The sequence below is a fragment of the Ktedonobacter racemifer DSM 44963 genome (assembly GCF_000178855.1).
GTDB lineage: Bacteria > Chloroflexota > Ktedonobacteria > Ktedonobacterales > Ktedonobacteraceae > Ktedonobacter > Ktedonobacter racemifer.
The window spans coordinates 819194-837218 of sequence record NZ_ADVG01000001.1 but is presented as its reverse complement, the minus strand read 5'-3'; the positions used below and the strand labels follow the sequence as shown (position 1 = coordinate 837218).

17 protein-coding genes are annotated in these 18025 nt (G+C 54.6%); 7 read left to right on the top strand and 10 right to left on the bottom strand.

Features of this window, described 5'->3' with window-relative positions; genetic code table 11:
* Nucleotide 1 precedes the first annotated feature (1 nt).
* The 10 genes from hypA to KRAC_RS03790 form a co-directional block, all read right to left on the bottom strand.
* A complete protein-coding gene (gene hypA / locus KRAC_RS03830) occupies nucleotides 2-367 on the bottom strand; it encodes a hydrogenase maturation nickel metallochaperone HypA (protein ID WP_007904664.1) in 366 nt (121 codons plus the stop codon).
* Between the two features lie 33 nt (nucleotides 368-400).
* Nucleotides 401-502 carry a DUF6893 family small protein gene (locus tag KRAC_RS79255; RefSeq protein ID WP_007904663.1) on the bottom strand — a complete coding sequence of 34 codons (102 nt, stop codon included), beginning with the start codon at nucleotides 500-502 and terminating at the stop codon, nucleotides 401-403.
* 22 nt (nucleotides 503-524) lie between these two features.
* Nucleotides 525-1118 carry a hydrogenase maturation protease gene (locus KRAC_RS03825; RefSeq protein ID WP_007904661.1) on the bottom strand — a complete coding sequence of 198 codons (594 nt, stop codon included), beginning with the start codon at nucleotides 1116-1118 and terminating at the stop codon, nucleotides 525-527.
* Nucleotides 1115-2422, bottom strand: a complete 1308-nt coding sequence (locus KRAC_RS03820; RefSeq protein WP_007904659.1) for a hypothetical protein — start codon at nucleotides 2420-2422, stop codon at nucleotides 1115-1117. The genes KRAC_RS03825 and KRAC_RS03820 overlap by 4 nt, the downstream gene beginning before the upstream one ends.
* Nucleotides 2419-3069: a DUF6084 family protein gene (locus KRAC_RS03815; RefSeq protein ID WP_007904657.1), complete on the bottom strand. Its 651-nt coding sequence runs from the start codon at nucleotides 3067-3069 to the stop codon at nucleotides 2419-2421. Before KRAC_RS03815 ends, KRAC_RS03820 begins: the two co-directional genes overlap by 4 nt.
* Entirely contained in the window at nucleotides 3057-3752 is a 696-nt protein-coding gene (locus KRAC_RS03810) for a DUF5947 family protein (protein ID WP_007904655.1), read from the bottom strand. The genes KRAC_RS03815 and KRAC_RS03810 overlap by 13 nt, the downstream gene beginning before the upstream one ends.
* Nucleotides 3749-4315 (bottom strand): NifU family protein, encoded by a 567-nt coding sequence (locus KRAC_RS03805; RefSeq protein ID WP_007904653.1) that lies wholly within the window; start codon nucleotides 4313-4315, stop codon nucleotides 3749-3751. Before KRAC_RS03805 ends, KRAC_RS03810 begins: the two co-directional genes overlap by 4 nt.
* A 179-nt stretch (nucleotides 4316-4494) precedes the next feature.
* Nucleotides 4495-4716 carry a hypothetical protein gene (locus KRAC_RS03800; RefSeq protein WP_007904651.1) on the bottom strand — a complete coding sequence of 74 codons (222 nt, stop codon included), beginning with the start codon at nucleotides 4714-4716 and terminating at the stop codon, nucleotides 4495-4497.
* 30 nt (nucleotides 4717-4746) lie between these two features.
* Nucleotides 4747-6543 (bottom strand): nickel-dependent hydrogenase large subunit, encoded by a 1797-nt coding sequence (locus tag KRAC_RS03795; RefSeq protein ID WP_007904650.1) that lies wholly within the window; start codon nucleotides 6541-6543, stop codon nucleotides 4747-4749.
* Nucleotides 6544-6598: 55 nt separating this feature from the next.
* Nucleotides 6599-7627 (bottom strand): NADH-quinone oxidoreductase subunit B family protein, encoded by a 1029-nt coding sequence (locus KRAC_RS03790; RefSeq protein ID WP_007904649.1) that lies wholly within the window; start codon nucleotides 7625-7627, stop codon nucleotides 6599-6601.
* A 960-nt stretch (nucleotides 7628-8587) separates the two neighbouring features.
* On the opposite strand from KRAC_RS03790, the gene KRAC_RS03785 reads away from it, so the two are divergent.
* From KRAC_RS03785 to pckA, 7 genes are all read left to right on the top strand, one after another.
* Nucleotides 8588-9256 carry a LysM peptidoglycan-binding domain-containing protein gene (locus KRAC_RS03785; RefSeq protein WP_040441873.1) on the top strand — a complete coding sequence of 223 codons (669 nt, stop codon included), beginning with the start codon at nucleotides 8588-8590 and terminating at the stop codon, nucleotides 9254-9256.
* 362 nt (nucleotides 9257-9618) lie between these two features.
* Nucleotides 9619-10233, top strand: a complete 615-nt coding sequence (locus KRAC_RS03780; RefSeq protein WP_007904648.1) for a TetR/AcrR family transcriptional regulator — start codon at nucleotides 9619-9621, stop codon at nucleotides 10231-10233.
* 221 nt (nucleotides 10234-10454) lie between these two features.
* Complete coding sequence (locus tag KRAC_RS03775) at nucleotides 10455-12092, top strand: DHA2 family efflux MFS transporter permease subunit (RefSeq protein WP_007904647.1); 1638 nt, start codon at nucleotides 10455-10457, stop codon at nucleotides 12090-12092.
* A gap of 91 nt (nucleotides 12093-12183) precedes the next feature.
* Nucleotides 12184-12837 carry an HlyD family secretion protein gene (locus tag KRAC_RS03770; protein ID WP_007904646.1) on the top strand — a complete coding sequence of 218 codons (654 nt, stop codon included), beginning with the start codon at nucleotides 12184-12186 and terminating at the stop codon, nucleotides 12835-12837.
* A 39-nt stretch (nucleotides 12838-12876) separates the two neighbouring features.
* Complete coding sequence (gene murD, locus KRAC_RS03765) at nucleotides 12877-14811, top strand: UDP-N-acetylmuramoyl-L-alanine--D-glutamate ligase (protein WP_007904645.1); 1935 nt, start codon at nucleotides 12877-12879, stop codon at nucleotides 14809-14811.
* A gap of 595 nt (nucleotides 14812-15406) precedes the next feature.
* Nucleotides 15407-15703 (top strand): hypothetical protein, encoded by a 297-nt coding sequence (locus KRAC_RS03760; protein WP_040441872.1) that lies wholly within the window; start codon nucleotides 15407-15409, stop codon nucleotides 15701-15703.
* Nucleotides 15704-16220: 517 nt separating this feature from the next.
* Complete coding sequence (pckA, locus tag KRAC_RS03755; RefSeq protein ID WP_007904643.1) at nucleotides 16221-17804, top strand: phosphoenolpyruvate carboxykinase (ATP); 1584 nt, start codon at nucleotides 16221-16223, stop codon at nucleotides 17802-17804.
* The last annotated feature ends 221 nt before the right edge of the window (nucleotides 17805-18025 follow it).

Genomic DNA, 18025 nt, shown 5'->3' with positions numbered 1-18025 from the left:
ACTACTCCTCTGCCTGCATGGTGGTATCAATCTCTATGTCAACGATCTGCATCTCAGTGCCAGAAATGATCTCTGTCTCCCAGCCCTGGCAGGCCGGACACTGGCGAATAAAGTTTATGACGGTGAACTCGCTGGCACAGTGCTGGCAGCGCGCGCGGTATGGGATGAACTCAATTGAGAGCCGTGATCCCTCCAGCAGCGGGTAGAGGCTGGCCACCATCTCAAAACAGAAGGTGAGCGAGTCATTCACCACGCCCTGGGCCTCTCCAATCTGGAGGTGAATGTCGCGTACATGCGTGGCCTGGTGGTTCTGCGCCTGGGCGTCGACAGCTTCGGCTATACCCTGCGCGATGGCGAGTTCATGCATGGTGGCCCCCTGTTACATATTACATATCGCATATCACATATGGCGTATGCGCATATAGCGCTGATAGTCGGGATAAAGTTGCCTGAGGATGAGCACTATCAGACCAAGCGCGGCGAGTAAGGTAAATGGTTTCATAACATTACCAGACCTTTCCTTGCTAAAAGGATGACTCCTTTGTCCTGGATGAAACGGCTGCCTGCTGAGTATCTACGAGGGCCTCTGCTACAAGCGTGTCAATAAGCTGAATGGCCTCACTAATCGCGGCCTCGACTGGCTGGCTTAACCCTGGATGAATATCGAAGTCGTCTGCCTGGGTATCGAGTGGCGAGGGTTCGCAGCCAACCAGCAGAGTGCGCCCGGGCTGGGCACCGAGTGTATGGGCGAAGGCCAGCATCTTGACCGGATCCATGCTGTGCGCATCCAGGGCGATGCGACCCGCCTCTGTTCCTTGCTCAGGCGTCGGTTGTGCCTGGTCTATTTCGAGCAGGTGGAGGGTGCCGGGCGCTCCTCCTCGTGCCACCGTGTCGATCAGGATCAGGGTATCGTAGCCATCGAGCAGGGTATAGGCGAGCTCCACGCCTCGGATGCCGAAATCAACTATCTCTACACCTGCGGGATACGGCCTGGCCTCGCGGCGCAGGAGGCGTTGAGCCACCTCGCAGCCGAAGCCATCATCGCCCAGAAAGATGTTGCCAATCCCTGCGATCAGAATGGATGGTTGGCTTTGCGGCCTGGATGCAGACTGACTCATAGCGTTCCCTCCACCAGTGGTTCAACCTCCTCGGGCGCGAAGAAGAAGCGATGCCCGGGCAGGACGCGCTCATCCCATTGCTCGCGCCCAGGATCATCGTCCAGCGTCACGACGAGGAAGAGCCGGTTCTCAAAATCCTGCTGGATGCCTTCGACGCGTGCCACCTTACCATTGAGCAAGAGATCAAAGGCATCCGCCCGCAGTTTGGGATGCAGGCGCACGCGGTCGCCAGCGCTTACCTCGCGGTTAGCGATGCGTATCGCTCGTGGCGGCGGATAGTCCTCGCCAGGAAAGGTCTGCTCATAGGTCTTGCGCGCCGGTTGTGGCTTGCTGGTCTGCCACTCGCGAATGGTGCCGTGAAGCGTCATCAGTTGTTCTGGCGCCAGGGTTTCGACCCGTTCGAGAAGCTGGCGCGCCTGCTCGCTCCCATGGCGCATGGCCTCTTTCTCTTCATCGCTGAGCGTGAGAATGCGTAGCGTGAGCAATTCGTCGATCTCGGTACCGTCGAAGAAGGTGCCGGGACTCTCGGGCGCGATCTGAGGATAATCATAGAGAATGATGGGCGCTGAAAGCATGGTGTCGCGTGCGCCCTGTTCCCCAACCAGCACCGGCCATGTGCGGACATTCTGGCAGCCCTGTACTGCCTGACTCAGCTCGTCGGGGTACTCCAACAGCGAGATAAAGCTACCATGTTCTACCTGCAAGATTGTGTGAGTGGAGACGAAGGTATGCAAGAGAATGGCATCATGGCGATTGCTGACCTGCTCCGTGCCGGGCGTCGTATTTTCAATCTCAACCCGGAGCTTGAAGAGCTGCGACTCAAGCCGCGTCGCGCTGATGTATAATCTGCCCTGAAGCGGCTGTTGTACCCGCGTGACAGCGGTTCTGCCAGGTGAGGTGGACGCATCTGTCTGTTGCATGCCCTTGAAGCTGATCTCTACTGTCTGTGGCTGCACAAGCAGGTTGCCAAGTACCATCTCAGGGGCCAGGACCTCGCGCTCCATGCCCTCTTGCCAGCTCTCTTGTTCGCTTGCCTCACTTTGTGGTGTGTCTGGAGTGCAGGCAAGCAGGTGGAGGAAGCGGGCAAGGACCGCCAGGCGGATGGAGGGTGAACCCTGAATCAGGCATTCGGTGCGCATGTGCCAGGGTTCAATATTGCCTTGCGCCTCGCTATAGGGGCGAGGATAGACCACGCCGATGGTCCAGCGCAGGCGATTTTTGAGCGCGTCGTGACGATAGGGATAGAGCAGGTAGCCCTCGTAGAGCACCGCGTCGGCGATGGCTTTGATATGCTCTGATATCATGGCTCTACCTCCTTGCTGGCTGTATAGAGCAGGCGTTGCAGGGTATCATCCCAGGTCAGCAATTTATGTCCCATCTTATAGGCATAGAGAAGATCAAAGACGTCTTTATGCATGCGAATCCAGGCGCTATTGGGATAGTAGTGATTCATCATGTCATGCCAGTGGCTGACTGGTAGGCGATAGAAGGCCTCTTTCGACCATGGGATCTGCCCGATTTGTAACTGTCCCTGCTCTCCACTGTAGAAGATCGTCCCGCTAAAGAGAAAGCTGAGAGGGATCTCGCCATCCTCAAGGGCGTCAAAGTATTTTGTTCCGACGACATCAAAGTCGTAGGTGCAGGGAACGGGCAGATCTACAAGTGTGCTGTCGCGAAACTGTGGCACAACGACGCCCACGTGCATCCAGTGCAGGCTGCGCAGGGTCTCGCCCCAGCGCTGGGGTTCGCCAAAGACTTCAAGCAGGCGGGCCTGGGCGCGGGGGCTGTAGTGGCGCTGCGTGACCGCGATCTGGATCTGGCAGCGGAGCGCGATGCTGTGAATGGTCTCTTCTGCGTCTTCATTGCTCACACGTAACTGAAAGAGCAGCATGGGCGTCGCGGCATATGTCGGAACCTCGGCCTGGACAATTTCGAAGTTCAGCTCTGGCATGGCTGCTCTCCTCCATCTGTGGGCGAACCTATCGGCCTGGTATAGATCGTTGCCTGCGCCCGCAGGCGCTCGAAGAAGGCCCTGATTTTCTCCCACGCTTCCTGTCCGCCACTGAGGCCACGCCAGTGTAGACGAATCTTGCCGACAAGCTGATAACAGGCATCGATAGGCGCCAGGTAGTATTCGTGCTGCTCGCGCACCCGGTTAATCAGCAAGGCCTCTACATCCTCCTCCATCTCCTCCAATACTGGATTGGCCGCGAGGATACCCTGCCACTGCTCCAGGCCTAGCAGCGACTCCATAGCGCCAGCTGGACTGGGATAGAAGGCGCGTGCCCCTTGAGCCGTGTGAAAGATGTAGACCATGTTGACCGGGAGCATAAGCGCCTCCCACTGGGCCTCGTCGAGCTGAAAGTCTGAGAGGAGCAGGACGCGCCGAGGAATAGCCCGGTAGCGTGCCTGCTGGCGCTCACCTGCAAAGAGGAGCGTGCAGGCGTTACAGGCACAGAGGCAGGCGCGGCTGGAGAGGTCCAGGAGGTGGCGGTGCTCTGACGCGAGGACCTCGCCACACAGCTCACAGTGTTCCGCAGAGGCCTGTTCGATAGGTTGCGTGCGCGCGAACCTCCTCAGCGCTCGCAGGGGAGACGGCGCGATATGCCCGTCATCTGGATAATTCGCTGTCATAGCGCTTCCCTCGTGCTCTTCTTCTGGCGCTGCCTGGGAACAAAGGTCACAGGCATCGTTGCCTTATGATGGTTGTTCTGCTCGATCAGGATCTCCTCCAACTCAGGAGCCACCTCATGCACAGCCTGTTCAATCTTTGCCGTCAGGGAGGCATTTGAGGAGGGACAACTGGAGTGGTTCCCATTGAGAATGAGGTAGGCTCTGGCCTGTTCAATCTTGAGCAGGTCGAGCGTGCCTCCGCGCGGCCCAAGCGTGGTTTGCAGTTTGCCCAGAGCCTGGCGCACGCGTGTCTCCAGGTCGAGGGGGTGAAGTCCATGTAGCAGCAAGAGCGAGGCCAGAAGCTCATCCTGAGCAAAGCGCTCCACCAGGGCGTCTCCCGTGCTCTGAGCGCGTCGGGCAATATCGAGCAGGCGTACCAGGCCCTCGCCATAGAGATCGAGCAGCAATTGTACAAGCTCTTCGGTGGTCTCACGAGCCTGCTGGTCGCGAAACTGCGCTACCTCCTGAAGTAGTGCCTCGATGCGCTCTGCTCGTCGCTGGTGCTCCTGTAAATGCTGCTGCATGGACTCTTCTCCCTACCTGAGGTACGTTCTTCTTAAACTAATACGAAAATGCTTGACGTTTATGTATCTCCATGCCATAATCGTTCTGCACGTGCAGGCTAGGTGAAGGAGGCGATTGCTGAGCTACCGAAGTGATCCTTCGATCCGTCTGAGGATCCTGCAACATGCTATCTACTGTTTTAGGGTGCTGGCAGGTATGGGCTGTTGGGATCAATCGGTTCTTCCTTTTTGGGGTTTATACCCGTAGAGAAGCGACCCGAGGCCTTACCTGTGCGGCGCTGTGCTCCGCTGATGCCAGTATCATGGCGTCCGGCCTCCTGCCCAGTCTTTTGCATTGCCTCCTCACCCTTGCCTGTCCCACTCTGGTGTACGGGTTCAACGTGTTTCTTGCCTTTTGGCATCGTCGTACCTCTTTCTATGGTGGAAATGTGCTACAAGGGTTGTCCGAACGTTGGCGAATGGACAACCTGTAATTCTTTCCCCTCGCCCAGGTACATATGCACGCCACAGGGTAAGCAGGGATCAAAGCTGCGTACCGTGCGCATGATGTCAATGCCCTTGAAGTTATCTGGACCATTCTCCTCGAAGATGGGGGTGTTCTGAACGGCATCTTCATAGGGACCAGGCGTGCCATAGATGTCGCGCACGCTGGCGTTCCAGGGTGTGGGTGGATAGGGATGATAGTTGGCGATCTTCCCGTTCTCGATCACCATATGGTGTGAGAGCACGCCGCGAACCGCTTCATGGAAGCCGCAGCCAATGGCCTCCTTCGGCACCGAGAAGTCGCTCCAGGTCTTGGTGTGTCCGGCGCGGATCTCGGCCAGGGCCTTATCCATACAGTAGAGCGCTACCGCCGCCGCATAGGCCTGGAAGTAGGTACGCGCGCGGTCGCGTTCGAGAGCATTGCTCCACTGGGGAATCTTCCACTCATACTCGACTTCTGGCTTCATGGCCGTCTTGGGCAGGCGGATCTTCACGCTATGGCCTGTGGCCTCGATATAGCCATCCAGGTTGACCAGGCCAGCCAGGGCCGTGGCCCATAGGCGAGCGATGGGGCCGCCGCCGGTATCCAGGGCCAGGTACTTGCCACTACGCTGATCGTACCAGCGGGGCGACATGACCCAGCTATACTTCTCATTGAAGTCGCGCTTCTGCGGCTTTGGAATCGTCGTCTGGTTCCAGGGATGATGCTTATCGACCGGGTTCCCCAGGGGATCGCGATCAACAAAGGTGCGCTCGTTCTGCCAGTCATCATAGTACGAACTGCCCAGCAGGATGCGAATGCCCAGGTTGATGTCTACGAGGTTCGTGGTGATTAATTCATTGTCGACGATGATGCCCGGCGTCACAAGCATGGCCTTGCCCCACTCATTCATGGTGCGATAGTCATAATCGCAGACATCCGGGTCCTGGAACGAACCCCAGCAGCCGAGCAGCGTCTGCCGATAGCCTACTTTCTCATAGCCTGGGAGGGCCTGGTAGAAGAAGTCAAAGAGGTCATCGTGCAGGGGGACGACCTTCTTCATGAACTCGACATACCTCATCAAGCGGACCAGGTAGTCCGTGAAGAGCTGGACGGTTGCCACTGTGCCGACGCCACCGGGATAGAGGGTCGAGGGATGGACGTGGCGCCCCTCCATCAGGCAGAACTTCTCGCGTGCCAGCCGGCTCATTTGTAGGGCTTCGCGATAGAACTCGCCGCTGAAGGGATTGAGCGAGCGCATGATGTCGGCAATCGTGCGATAGCCATGCTCTTTGGCGTGCGGAGCCTCGGTCTTCTCCGCCAGGTCCAGTACACCAGGGTTGGTCTCGCGCACCATCTGCTCGCAGAAATCGACCGCCGCCAGGTTCTCCTGGTAGAGGTTATGGTCGAACATGTACTCCGCGGCCTCGCCCAGGTTCAGAATCCACTCGCCGAGCGCGGGTGGTTTGACGCCATAGGCCATGTTCTGGGTATAGACCGAACAGGTGGCGTGGTTATCGCCACAGATGCCACAGATGCGGCTGGTAATAAAGTGCGCGTCGCGTGGATCCTTGCCCTGCATAAAGAGGCTATAGCCACGGAAGATCGAGGATGTGCTGTAACACTCGGCGACCTTGCGCTGCTGAAAATCGATTTTGGTGTAGATGCCCAGGCTCCCTACGATACGGGTAATAGGATCCCATGCCATTTCTACGAGCTGGGTTGGTGGCGCTGGAGCTGCTCCTCTCTTGATTTGAGTCGCCATAAATCTCTCTCTTTCTGTCGAAATGCCCACGTTTGTAGGTATCCCGTGATGGCGTTTACCATGTCGGGTGATAGCTCGTCGCCAGCTCCCGGCCCTTGTGCCGCCAGGATGGCTCTTTGTTAAGCGTTGTGTTGGTGATACTGCGCAGCTTGCGCATGACCGGGCCATAGAGGTTGATCAGGTTAGTAGAAGCCTTGGCGCCGGGTGGCTCATCCATGAAGGGCATGAACTTGTCGGGGAAGCCGGGCATGGTGCAGCCGATGCAGATGCCGCCCACATTGGGGCAGCCACCCAGGCCCGCCATCCAGCCGCGTTTAGGCACATTGCATTGCACGACCGGTCCCCAGCAGCCCAGTTTGACCAGGCACTTGGGCGAACCATATTCGGTCGCGAAGTCGCTCTCCTCGTAGTAGCTGCCTCGGTCGCAACCCTCGTGGACGGTTTTGCCGAAGAGCCAGGTGGGGCGTAGGGCCTCATCGAGGGGGATCATAGGAGCCATGCCAGCGGCCTGGTAGAGCAGGTAGAGCAGCGTCTCCATGAAGTTATCGGGTTGTACTGGGCAACCTGGCACATTCACGATTGGGATGCCGGCCCATGAGCGCCAGTTCTTGCCCAGGTAGTCTGCTAGTCCCATAGCGCCAGTAGGATTGCCCTGCATGGCATGGATGCCACCATACGTGGCGCAGGTTCCTGCGGCAACGACAGCCCAGGCCTTGGGGGCCAGGCGATCTATCCACGTGGCCGTGGGAATAGGTTGGTTGGTTACAGGGTCATTGCCCTGGGCGGCCCAGTAGCCCTCTGCTTTGATGCTTTCATTGGGAATGGAGCCCTCAACAACGAGGACAAAGGGGTCAATCTCTCCGCGCTCGGCCTTATACCACCACGACATAAAGCCTTCTCCAACCTCGTAGGCCAGTACCGGATTGTGTAGATGCACCTGAGGAAGTCCAGGGATGGCGCCCATTACCACGTCTTCGACGCTTGGTTGGCTTGCTGCGGTAATCGAGATGGTATCTCCATCGCAGCTCAATCCCCCTGTCATCCAGATAATATGAACTTCCTCTACGCGTGCTCGCGTTGCCATACTATCCTTCCTTGAGCATCTCTGCTCCTGGTTGGTAGCTCTGCCCAGGCTGCTCATGTGCTGAGCTGAGGACAGAAGCGGAGGCTGTACAAAACAGATCACGAAACTCTGGAGAACAGGCCAGATAGCCGCCTGGCGTTTTCTTTTTTTATGCTCTAAAGAGGTTCTAGAAGCATACCTTCAGGTTGTGTTCGCTAGCAAGGAAGAGAAACAGGCAGCGCTCCGAGCAGAAATTAGCCCGCCGCAGCACATACTTGTTGCCATTCATAGGGCATATGCAGCGAAGACGGTGCGACTTCTCCTCTGCCCTATCCTTACAAGCGAGCAAAATGTATCATAAAAAAAGTAGATTAGCAAGCTAAGCTATATGTAGAATAATAGCTGCGTTTGTGTGTAAATAGACGATACTGCTAAAGTCCGCGTCGGTCCCACTACACTATCGATGTCACCTTGCCGAAATTATGGTATCACTAGGTACATTGTCCTATATATCGACGTGTATCATTGCATATCTGGCGATTTCAAGATAATATATCCTTAATCTCAGAAACACCGCTTGTTTGTCGAAGCGATGGTAAGAGATGCGCGTAAGGTTAAGGCAAAGGATTGTTTGCGCGTACAAATGGTAGTCGTTATATTGGCTTTTCTCAATGTATGCTTTGAGATCTGTGACCGCACAAGAAATCACAAAGCCGCAAGCGAGAACGCGAGCAAGGATTATACCCTAGCCCTGGCCGTGCCAGGATGCAGAAGAGTGTCAATGGGATGGGTGGACTGCTCGTATGAGGAACATACAACCTGACGTTACGAAGAAAGGTTGACTGTTTTAGTTCCTGGCCAATGAGCTATGTTCTTATTCCGAAACCCAACGTCACTTGCGTGACTAGCGCTTCCCCCATTCGGGGACAAGCGCGCTCAGGATTTTCGGAGAAGAAGATGTAGAAAGTCGAGAGGTCCTAATTGAAGGATTTTAAGCAGATCCGTAATACCTTACGTTTGAACAATATTCAGCGCTTCGGTCTGGTGCGCTTCGCGCTTGTGCTTACCGTGCTCTGTCTGAGCATTCTCTGGGGAGCCAACACGATGGGCGCTCATGCCCAGACCCGTTGTAGCGGAAAGTCCTATGACGTGGTGAGTGGTGATACGTTGAGTGCCATTGCAGAACACTTTGGCCTGAAATGGCAAGATCTGGCGAAGCAGAACGAACTGGCAAATCCCGACCTTATTTTTGTCGGCCAGCAAATCTGTCTTTCAAATGTTGCGAAGAGCAATCCCGCCCCAGCTCCCGCGCCTGTGCAGAAGACGCCTGTCACGACTGCGCCTGCCGCGCCTGTGCAGACCGCAAGCACGAGCATTGATGGGATGATTGACCAGGTATTTGGCGCTTATGCTCCTGGGGCCAAGCATGTCGCGATGTGTGAATCATCGATGAATCCCAATGCGACTAATCCATATGCCATTGGTGGTAGCCATGCCGCCGGCCTGTTCCAGATTCTCTATCCAAGCACCTGGAACACGACGTCGCAGGCCAGCCAGTCGCCTTACAACGCTCAGGCGAATATCAAGGCCGCCTATGAAATCTTCCAGCGCGACGGCTATAGCTGGCGCGAGTGGGTCTGCCAGCCCTAATACTGGCAAGTAGATTTACTAACGGCCCAACGTATGGACCCGGCTAGAGATATGCTCTAGCCGGGTCCATACGTTGGGCTGGCGCTCGAACCATGTGCCAACCGTGGCGGACGACGCTGCAAAAGCACGCGTCGGTAGCGCACTCCGCCAATAAGATATTTGTGTTATCTCCCTCTTTGGGGAAGTCTTCCCCACCGATCTATGCTACAAATAGCCATGCTTTTCCCCTATTGACAAAACAATGACGTTCTGTTAAATTTATGACTGAAAAGTCAAAGATTTAAATGTTAAGTCAAACTGAGCGAAGAAAAGTCATGCTTTGGCTTTGTAAGTCAAGTATTGGGAGGCATGGAACGGATCGTATGGCTCAATCCCTCTCTCTAAAGGAGCGACAACGCAAGGAGCGCGAGGACCTGATTCTACAGGTCACCCAGGACATACTTTTTGAGCAGGGTTACCACCAGATGTCTATGGACGAAATTGCGTCTCGCGTGGGGATCGCCAAGGGTACGCTCTATCTGCATTTTCAACACAAAGAAGACCTTGTGACTGAACTCTTTGCGCGTCGCCTGTATTCTTTTCAGGAGATGGTTGAGCAAGCCATGGCGACTCCGGGCTCTCCTCGCGAACGCCTGATCTGCGTGCTTGATTCAATGCTGCTGTACCTTTCCGATAAGTACGCACACTTTATGTATGCGTACCATAATAATCTGGAACTGGCATCTTTGCTCCAGGCGAAGCTTTCACAACCTTTTACCTGTATTCGGCAGGGCATTGCCACATTGCTGGAAGAGGGAAAGCAGGTTGGTGAGTTTGAAGCCTCTCTGCCTACCTTTGTGATGGTGCAGACGTTTTTTAGCGTACTCTCGCCCCTGGCCTATACCCATGTGCTACGCGAGAATCCGCAGCTCACACCTGAAGAGCTGTCGGGCTACCTGAAACGCATTTACTTTCAAGGTATCACTGCTCATAGATGAGCTGAATACACTGCTGTTATTTCCCATTGTTCTGTTATAAACTCTTATTAACCTGATGACCAGACGTACATATTACCCGTCACCGGTAACTGGATATGCTGCCTTAATCTTCTATCCGCTACCAATGTATGTATGTTTGTTTTGAACCTTTCTCGTTTGCCTCGCTTTTAACTTGAAATTCTTAGATCGAAATTTTTGTATACATGCTAGGAGGTGCTTGCATGCAAGTTTCCGTCCCCGCTGCAAAGCGAGAGGGAGGCCTCCCGTATAAGTGGATTGTGGCTGGCGTGGTGATTTTTGGTATCTTCATGTCTATTCTGGATGGTACCATCGTCAATATCGCTGTCCCCCGGCTAGAGACGGCCTTTGGTTCTGATCTTAATAGCGTACAGTGGGTGCTTACCGCTTATACGCTAGCTCAGGGCGTCGCTACTCCGCTTACGGCTTTCCTTGCAGATCGTATCGGTACTAAACGTTTTTATATTCTGTCTCTGGCAGGCTTTACCCTTGGCTCGGTCTTATGTGGCCTCTCCTGGAGCTTGCCCATGCTCATCCTCTTCCGTATCATGCAGGGGGTTGCAGGTGCCTTTCTCTCGCCTCTGGCGATTACCTTGCTCTATCGCGAGTTTCCTCCTCAGGAGCGTGGTACTGTAATGGGTGCGCTGGGTATTCCTATCTTGCTTGGCCCGGCTCTGGGACCCACCATTGGTGGCTACATCGTGACCTATATGGACTGGCAGTTGATCTTCTATATTAATCTGCCAATCGGTATTCTGGGCGTCTTGCTGGCCTTCTTCTTCCTGCACGAGGGCGAGATCGTTCCGGATAAAAAGTTCGATATTCCCGGTTTCTTATGCTCAGGCATTGGCCTGGCTCTCCTGCTGTATGGTCTCTCTGATGCCAGTACAGATGGCTGGACCTCACCTATCGTCATGGGCTCGTTGATCGTGGGTATTGTTCTGTTGATAGCCTTTGTTCTCGTGGAGTTGAGGCTTTCTCGAAGAGGCAAGCAACCATTGCTGGACCTGACGGTGTTCGCGGATCGCTCGTTCTCTACCAGTAGCATTGCCAGTATTCTGGTAGTCTTCGCGCTCTATGGTGGCCTCTTCTTGATCCCTATCTATCTGCAAAACCTGCGTGGTTTGAGCGCGTATCAGGCTGGCCTGGTGCTGCTGCCGCAGGCGCTGGCTTCGATGGTGGCTGTACTTGTTGGTGGCCGCCTGGTGGATAGGATTGGTGTGCGAGCCGTGGTTATTCCAGGCTTGATTATTCTGGCGATTGCCATGTGGCTCTATACCTCGCTGAACACCTCAATTCCCATTGGTGATTTCCAGTGGCTCTTGATCTTGCGTAGCTTTGGCATTGGTCTCTGCTTGCAGCCATTGAGCGTCTCGGCATTGTCCAATATCCAGCCTCGCCGCCTCTCGCAGGCTTCTTCTGTCAGTACAACGATACGTTTTGTCGGTAGCTCTCTAGCTGTGGCGATTATCGCGACGCTGGTGCAATCACAGAACAAGGTTCACTACGCCCACCTGGCTGAGCAGGTGACTCCTACGTCTTCGTTTGGTCACCTGGTAATGATGATCCAGGCGGGGCTGATGGGGAAAGGCGCTTCGGCGATCGCGGCGTATGCCTACGCCCTGAAGACTATTGGTGGACTTCTGCAACTCCGATCATACATGATGGCGATGCAGGATGCCTTCCGTGTGAGCTTCTTCCTGGCTATTGTCGCCATTATTGCGACGCTCTTTGTGACTGGCAACAAGAAAAAGGCTGTCGTGGTTGACGAAGCGTCGATGAGCGCTGAAGAGCGTGCGGAGGCGGAAAAAGCCCGTGAGGAAGCGTCGATGGCGCTCTAATCCGGCATACACTCGATTCGTAATTTATTAGCCTGAGTAAGCACTTTTGATATTCTTCGTTCTTCTCATTTTACTAAGGAGGAAACGCATCGTGCGTCGTCTCATTCTTGTTCCAGTTCTTGTCTTTGTGGCCCTGCTGGCTATCGCGGGTGCCGGTGCCTACTGGTTTTATAATAGCTATAATTTCTACTCTACCGATGATGCTCAGATTTCCGGGCAGATTCTCAATATCAGCAGCCCCCAGGCGGGCCAGTTAACGCAACTGAATGTCAAACAGGGCGATAAAGTTCAGGCCGGACAGGTCATTGGTAGCGTGGCGGCTGTCGCGCAGACCGGCCAGAAGGTGAATGTCAATCTGACCAGTCCTATTGATGGCACCATCGTGCAGGAGACCGGTGTTGAGGGACAGCTTGTCAGCGCTGGCCTCTCCCTGGCTCAGGTCGTTGACCTCTCGAAGCTCAATGTGACCGCGTATGTTGACGAGACTCAGCTCAACAATATCAAAAATGGTCAGGACGTGGATGTCAGCGTCGATGCCTACTCCGGCGAATCCTTTACTGGTCATATCGATCACATCGTGCAGGCGACTGCTGGCCAGTTCTCGCTGCTGCCTTCTTCCGATAACTCAAGCGGCAACTTCACCAAGGTCGGTCAGCGTGTTCCCGTGGTTGTGAGCCTGGATGGCAATGGTGGTCATACCCTGGTCCCTGGCTTGAGTGCTACTGTAAAGATCCACCTGCACTAATTTGTAGGGATTTACCGTACCACTAGAAAGGAATGTCGCATGTTTATCGTCGGAGGTCTGATCGCGGTCGCGATCCTGGCGATTATTGGAGCTTTCCTCCTGGCGCGCGGCGGCGGAGCCACCAGAGAAGCGAAAAAAGCGGCGCCCGCCGCGCCAGTTCAGGCTCAGGAGGCCACCCAGCAACAGCTGGCTGTGCCTGCCGAGGAGGGAGTGCATACACGCCCACTCGCGTCTGAGTCTACCGTGCAGACGCCTGTCGCTATCGCTGACGCGCTCACGGCTGCTATCCCGGTTCAGGTCTCTCAACCTCTCGCTGCGATACCATCTCTGGACCATTTTGAGCAAGAGATTCACATGCTGCAAGATAATGTCTATCAACTGACCGAGCAGCTTCAGATTCTCAACCATCATTCCCGTGAGATCGAGCAGCGCCTGGGACGCATCTATGCATCCCTCTCCCAACGCGAGCACAGTGCTCCGGCCCCAAAGGAAGAGCACACTCTCTTCTCCCTTTTTTATTTGTCTCCTCTTGGGGATTCTGATATGATGGAAGCACGAAAAAAGGGAAGCGAGGGTTTGAAGCATATGAACCTGCGGGGAAAGCGCGTGCTGGTCATGGGCCTGGGGCTACAGGGCTCGGGCATGGCCTCAGCTCGCTACGCCGCTCAGCAAGGCGCGGTCGTACGTGTGACCGATATGAAATCGCCTGAGGTCCTGGCCCCCAGCGTGCGCGCGCTGGCTGGCCTTCCCATCGAGTTTATCCTGGGCGAGCATCGCGACGAGGATTTTATCTGGGCCGACGTGGTGATCCGTAATCCCGGGGTGCCGCGCACCTCGCGCTACCTCCTGCTGGCGCAGGAGCACGGGGCGCAGATCGAGATGGAGATTGGCCTCTTCTTCCTGGCCTGCCCCGGACGCATCATTGGTATCACCGGGACGCGTGGCAAGACGACCACTACCAGCTTGATCTATGAGATACTACGCGCTCACGGGCAGGCGCCAGTTGTGATCGGTGGCAATGTCGCGGGCGTGGAGACGCTCTCGCTCTTACCACAGATTACCCCTGAGACGCTGGTGGTGCTGGAGTTGTCGAGCTGGCAGCTTGAAGGGCTGGCCCCACACAGTATTAGTCCCTTGGTCGCGGTCATGACCAATATTTATCCCGACCACCTCAATACCTACAACGGCATGGAGGACTATGCCGAGGCCAAGGCCAATATCTTTCGCTTCCAGACGGAGCATGGCATTGCCGTCTTCAACTATGACAATCCCTGGACGCGCCACTTTGGCCTGGAGGCCCCAGGCGAGACCTGGTTTACCAGCGTTGAGCATGGCGGTAGCTTCCCACGTTCGGCCCTGGTCGATGGCACTCCCACACAGGTTGAGCCCCTCGCCTTCGCCGAGACGCCTTTGAAGGGGAGGCATAACCTGGAGAATATCTTGCTGGCGACGACGACTGCGCGCCTTCTCGGGGTATCCGAAAGTGTGATCGCTGAGACTGTGCGCCGCTTCAAAGGCGTCTCGCATCGCCTCGAAGAGGTCTGCGTGTGGCACGGCGTACGCATTGTGAACGATAGCACCAGTACCTCACCTATCGCGGGCCAGGTGGCTCTGGAGGCCTTTGAGCAGCCCATCGTGCTCGTCGCGGGCGGCAATACCAAACACCTTCCATTGGAGCAATGGCCTGAAACTATCATTAAGCGCTGTCGCGATGTGATTCTGTTGCCTGGCAGCGGTACTGATGAACTTTTACCTGCCCTGCGCCAGGAGATCGAGCGGCAAGGTGTGATTGATCCCGTTCGCGGCACCTTTGCTGACTTCCACCAGGCGATTGATGCCGCCCTGGCCCTGACACGCCCTGGCGATGTCCTGCTCTTCTCGCCCGGATTTACCAGCTTTGGCATGTTCCTAAACGAATTTGACCGAGGCGATAAATTTGTCGCCTATATTCGCGAGAAGACGAAGGGCCAGTAAACTGGCGTAGCTTCGACCCTTTGCCCAGCAAATTTATTATCGATCACACTGTCATTTCCTTCTTATAGGGAAGCGGCAGTGTGATCGATTGCGTTTTTCGCCTATACCGGATCACCCTCTCTTCTACCGCGCTTGTGATTGGGGAATTTATCTTTGTGTACGTATGTGTGGATATGTGGAGTTGTTATGGGACAATTGTGAAGTAGTTGATAGCGCTATTCTGTGTCATCGTTTATGATATCTACCAGTTAGATGCGGTGAAGAGTGAAAGAGGATAAATAAGAGCATGAATAGATGGATGAGACCTATAAATATATATCTAGGTTTGAGTTGTCTTCTGCTATTGTGCGGCGCTGTAACTGGAGCCTATCTCTCTGAGCCTTCTCAGGAGGAGAGTATTAAGTATGGGATCAGAAATGCGTCGACGCTAATGGCGCGAGTGGCTTACCCTGCATTGCCAGGCATGAGCTTCGCGCAGGGAAAAGGCGTGGATGCTATTTTGACGAGCCAGGGGCGTCCATGTACATGTAGACATACTACTACTTACCACTATCATAGTTCATACCATAGCTCATCTAGTTCATCTGGCTCATCTATGCCCGCATGGATGGTCTGGCCGCTTCTCGGCATTGTCGTCCTGATCGGGATCGTTTCCTGGATTGTGAAGCTTAGGCGAGGTGGGGCAGCAGATGACGATGACTGTGATGACTACACCTGGAGACGCGAGAGCCATGCAAGTGGCAGCATCTTTACTGCGAGCGCCGACACTGGCTGGCCGAGTAGTAGCGATAGTGATAATACTAATGAGGGTGGCGGCTTCTTCGGTGCGGACGCTCCCATCAACTGGAGCGATGGCGATATGTCCAACAATAATGGCGGTGGTAGCTTCTAAGTGGCGGATTCACAAAATTTGTAGGGGCCATGCTGGCATGAACTTTCGAGGCCCACAGGCCGAAATTCAGGCGTGGAGAAATCGCTTCGCTCGGCAGTTCATGCCAGCATGGCCCCTACAACTTGCTGGATGAACCAATCAACATTATAGGGTGAGGGTAAGAGATCTAAAGGGGCCTGGAGACGTTGCTTCAGGCCTCTTTTGTATTTTGGGCAAAGGGAGAATGGGGTGGTTGTGAAACCAGGCAGGGGTGCCAGTCGTTTTGAAGATGAATCACACTTATGTGTAAGGTGTATATGTATTTACTTTTTTGTTGGGCTATTCTTGACATTTATTGCTAGATCTGGCTATTCAGACTGAAAATGGGTTGCTTTATAGCCATGAATTGTATTAAACTAACGGTGGTTAGGTTGGGGGCCGGACGCGTTATGGTACTCGGTGGATGAGTGCCAACACCATTGTAGTTGTGAAGCGCGCAAATCAAGAGAGGACCTGGCCCCGAAGGAGATTAAACAATATGACAATGATGATGAGCAGGAAGGCTCTTGAAGATTACGGTTTAACAAATCTAGGCTCTATTAATTGGAATTTAGATCCTGCTGTGTTGATTGAGCAAGCGCTGTCTCGTAAAGAGGGTGTTCTGGCGTCGAATGGTGCTTTTCGTGCGACGACAGGAAGCCACACTGGCCGCTCCCCCAAGGATAAATTTATCGTTTCAAACGAGGAGATCGCATCGAAGATCTGGTGGGGCGAGAATAATCATCCCATGTCTCCCGAGACATTTGCTCTTATTCGCCAGAGCTTGTCGGACTATCTTCAGGGGCGCGATGTCTATGTCTTAGACGCGGCGGCTGGTGCTGATCCCAACTATCGTATGCCGATCCAGGTCATTACTGAGCTGGCCTGGCATAATCTCTTCGCACGCCAGCTTTTCTTACGCGCGAACGAGAGCGATCAGACGAGCGAGAATCCTGGCTTTACGATTCTCTGCGTTCCTCATTTCCGCATGAATCCACGCGCTCATGGTACACGTTCCGAAACCGCTATTATTATTGATTTTGAAGAGCGCTTGGTCTTGATCGCGGGTACAGAGTACGCGGGCGAGATGAAGAAGTCGATCTTTACTGTGCTTAACTTTATTCTTCCGGCCCAGGGAGTGCTGCCGATGCACTGCTCCGCCAATATTGGCGAAGATGGTGATGTGGCGCTTTTCTTCGGTCTCTCTGGCACGGGTAAGACCAGCCTCTCAGCCGACCCCGAGCGCCGGCTGATCGGTGACGACGAGCACGGCTGGGGTGATAATGGCGTCTTCAACTTTGAGGGCGGCTGTTATGCCAAGTGCATCAACCTCTCCGAGAAGTACGAGCCTCAGATCTGGAACGCGATCCGCTTTGGCTCGGTCTACGAGAATGTTGTTCTCGATGAGAAGACTCGTAATCCCAAATACGAAGATAGCTCGCTGACCGAGAACACACGCGTGGCCTACCCGATCGACTTCATCGACAATGTCGTGGAATCTGGCATGGGCGGCCAGCCCCAGGCGGTGATCTTCCTGACGGCCGATTCCTTTGGCGTCTTGCCTCCCATCTCGAAGTTGACGACTAAGCAGGCTATGTACTACTTCCTCTCGGGCTATACCAGCAAGCTGGCGGGTACCGAGCGCGGTGTGACCTCGCCCCAGGCGACCTTTAGCTCCTGCTTTGGTGCGGCCTTTTTGCCCTTGCGCCCAGGTGAGTATGCGAACCTGCTGCGTGAGCGCATCGAGAAGCATAATGTGCGCTGCTACCTGATCAACACCGGCTGGACGGGTGGTGCCTATGGCATTGGCTCGCGTATCAACATCAACTACACGCGTCAGATGGTCAAGGCCGCGATTAACGGCGACATTGAGCAGGCGGAGATCATGACCGATCCCATCTTTGATCTGCAAATTCCCACGAGCTGCCCAGGCGTTCCGGCTGAGATCTTACAGCCGCGCAACACCTGGATCGACCAGGACGGCTATGACCAGCAGGCCACCTACCTGGCCGAACTGTTCAAAAAGAATTTTGAGCAGTTCCTCCCCGATAGCGAGGATATACGCGCCGCTGGCCCACGCTAAGCTAATAATCTCATGAAGAGAAAAGCCTGGACCATTCACCGAAGGTGAATGGTCCAGGCTTTTCTCTTCATGAGGTTGTGAATTGAGACAAGAGAACCTCAAGAAATTTTGAGAAACTCGGATAATGATGGACATTTTTATTGACAGCGATCCATGTATGAGCTTATACTATGAATAATAAACCGAGAGTATGTTTGTTAATTGGGAGAGGGAGATCTGTA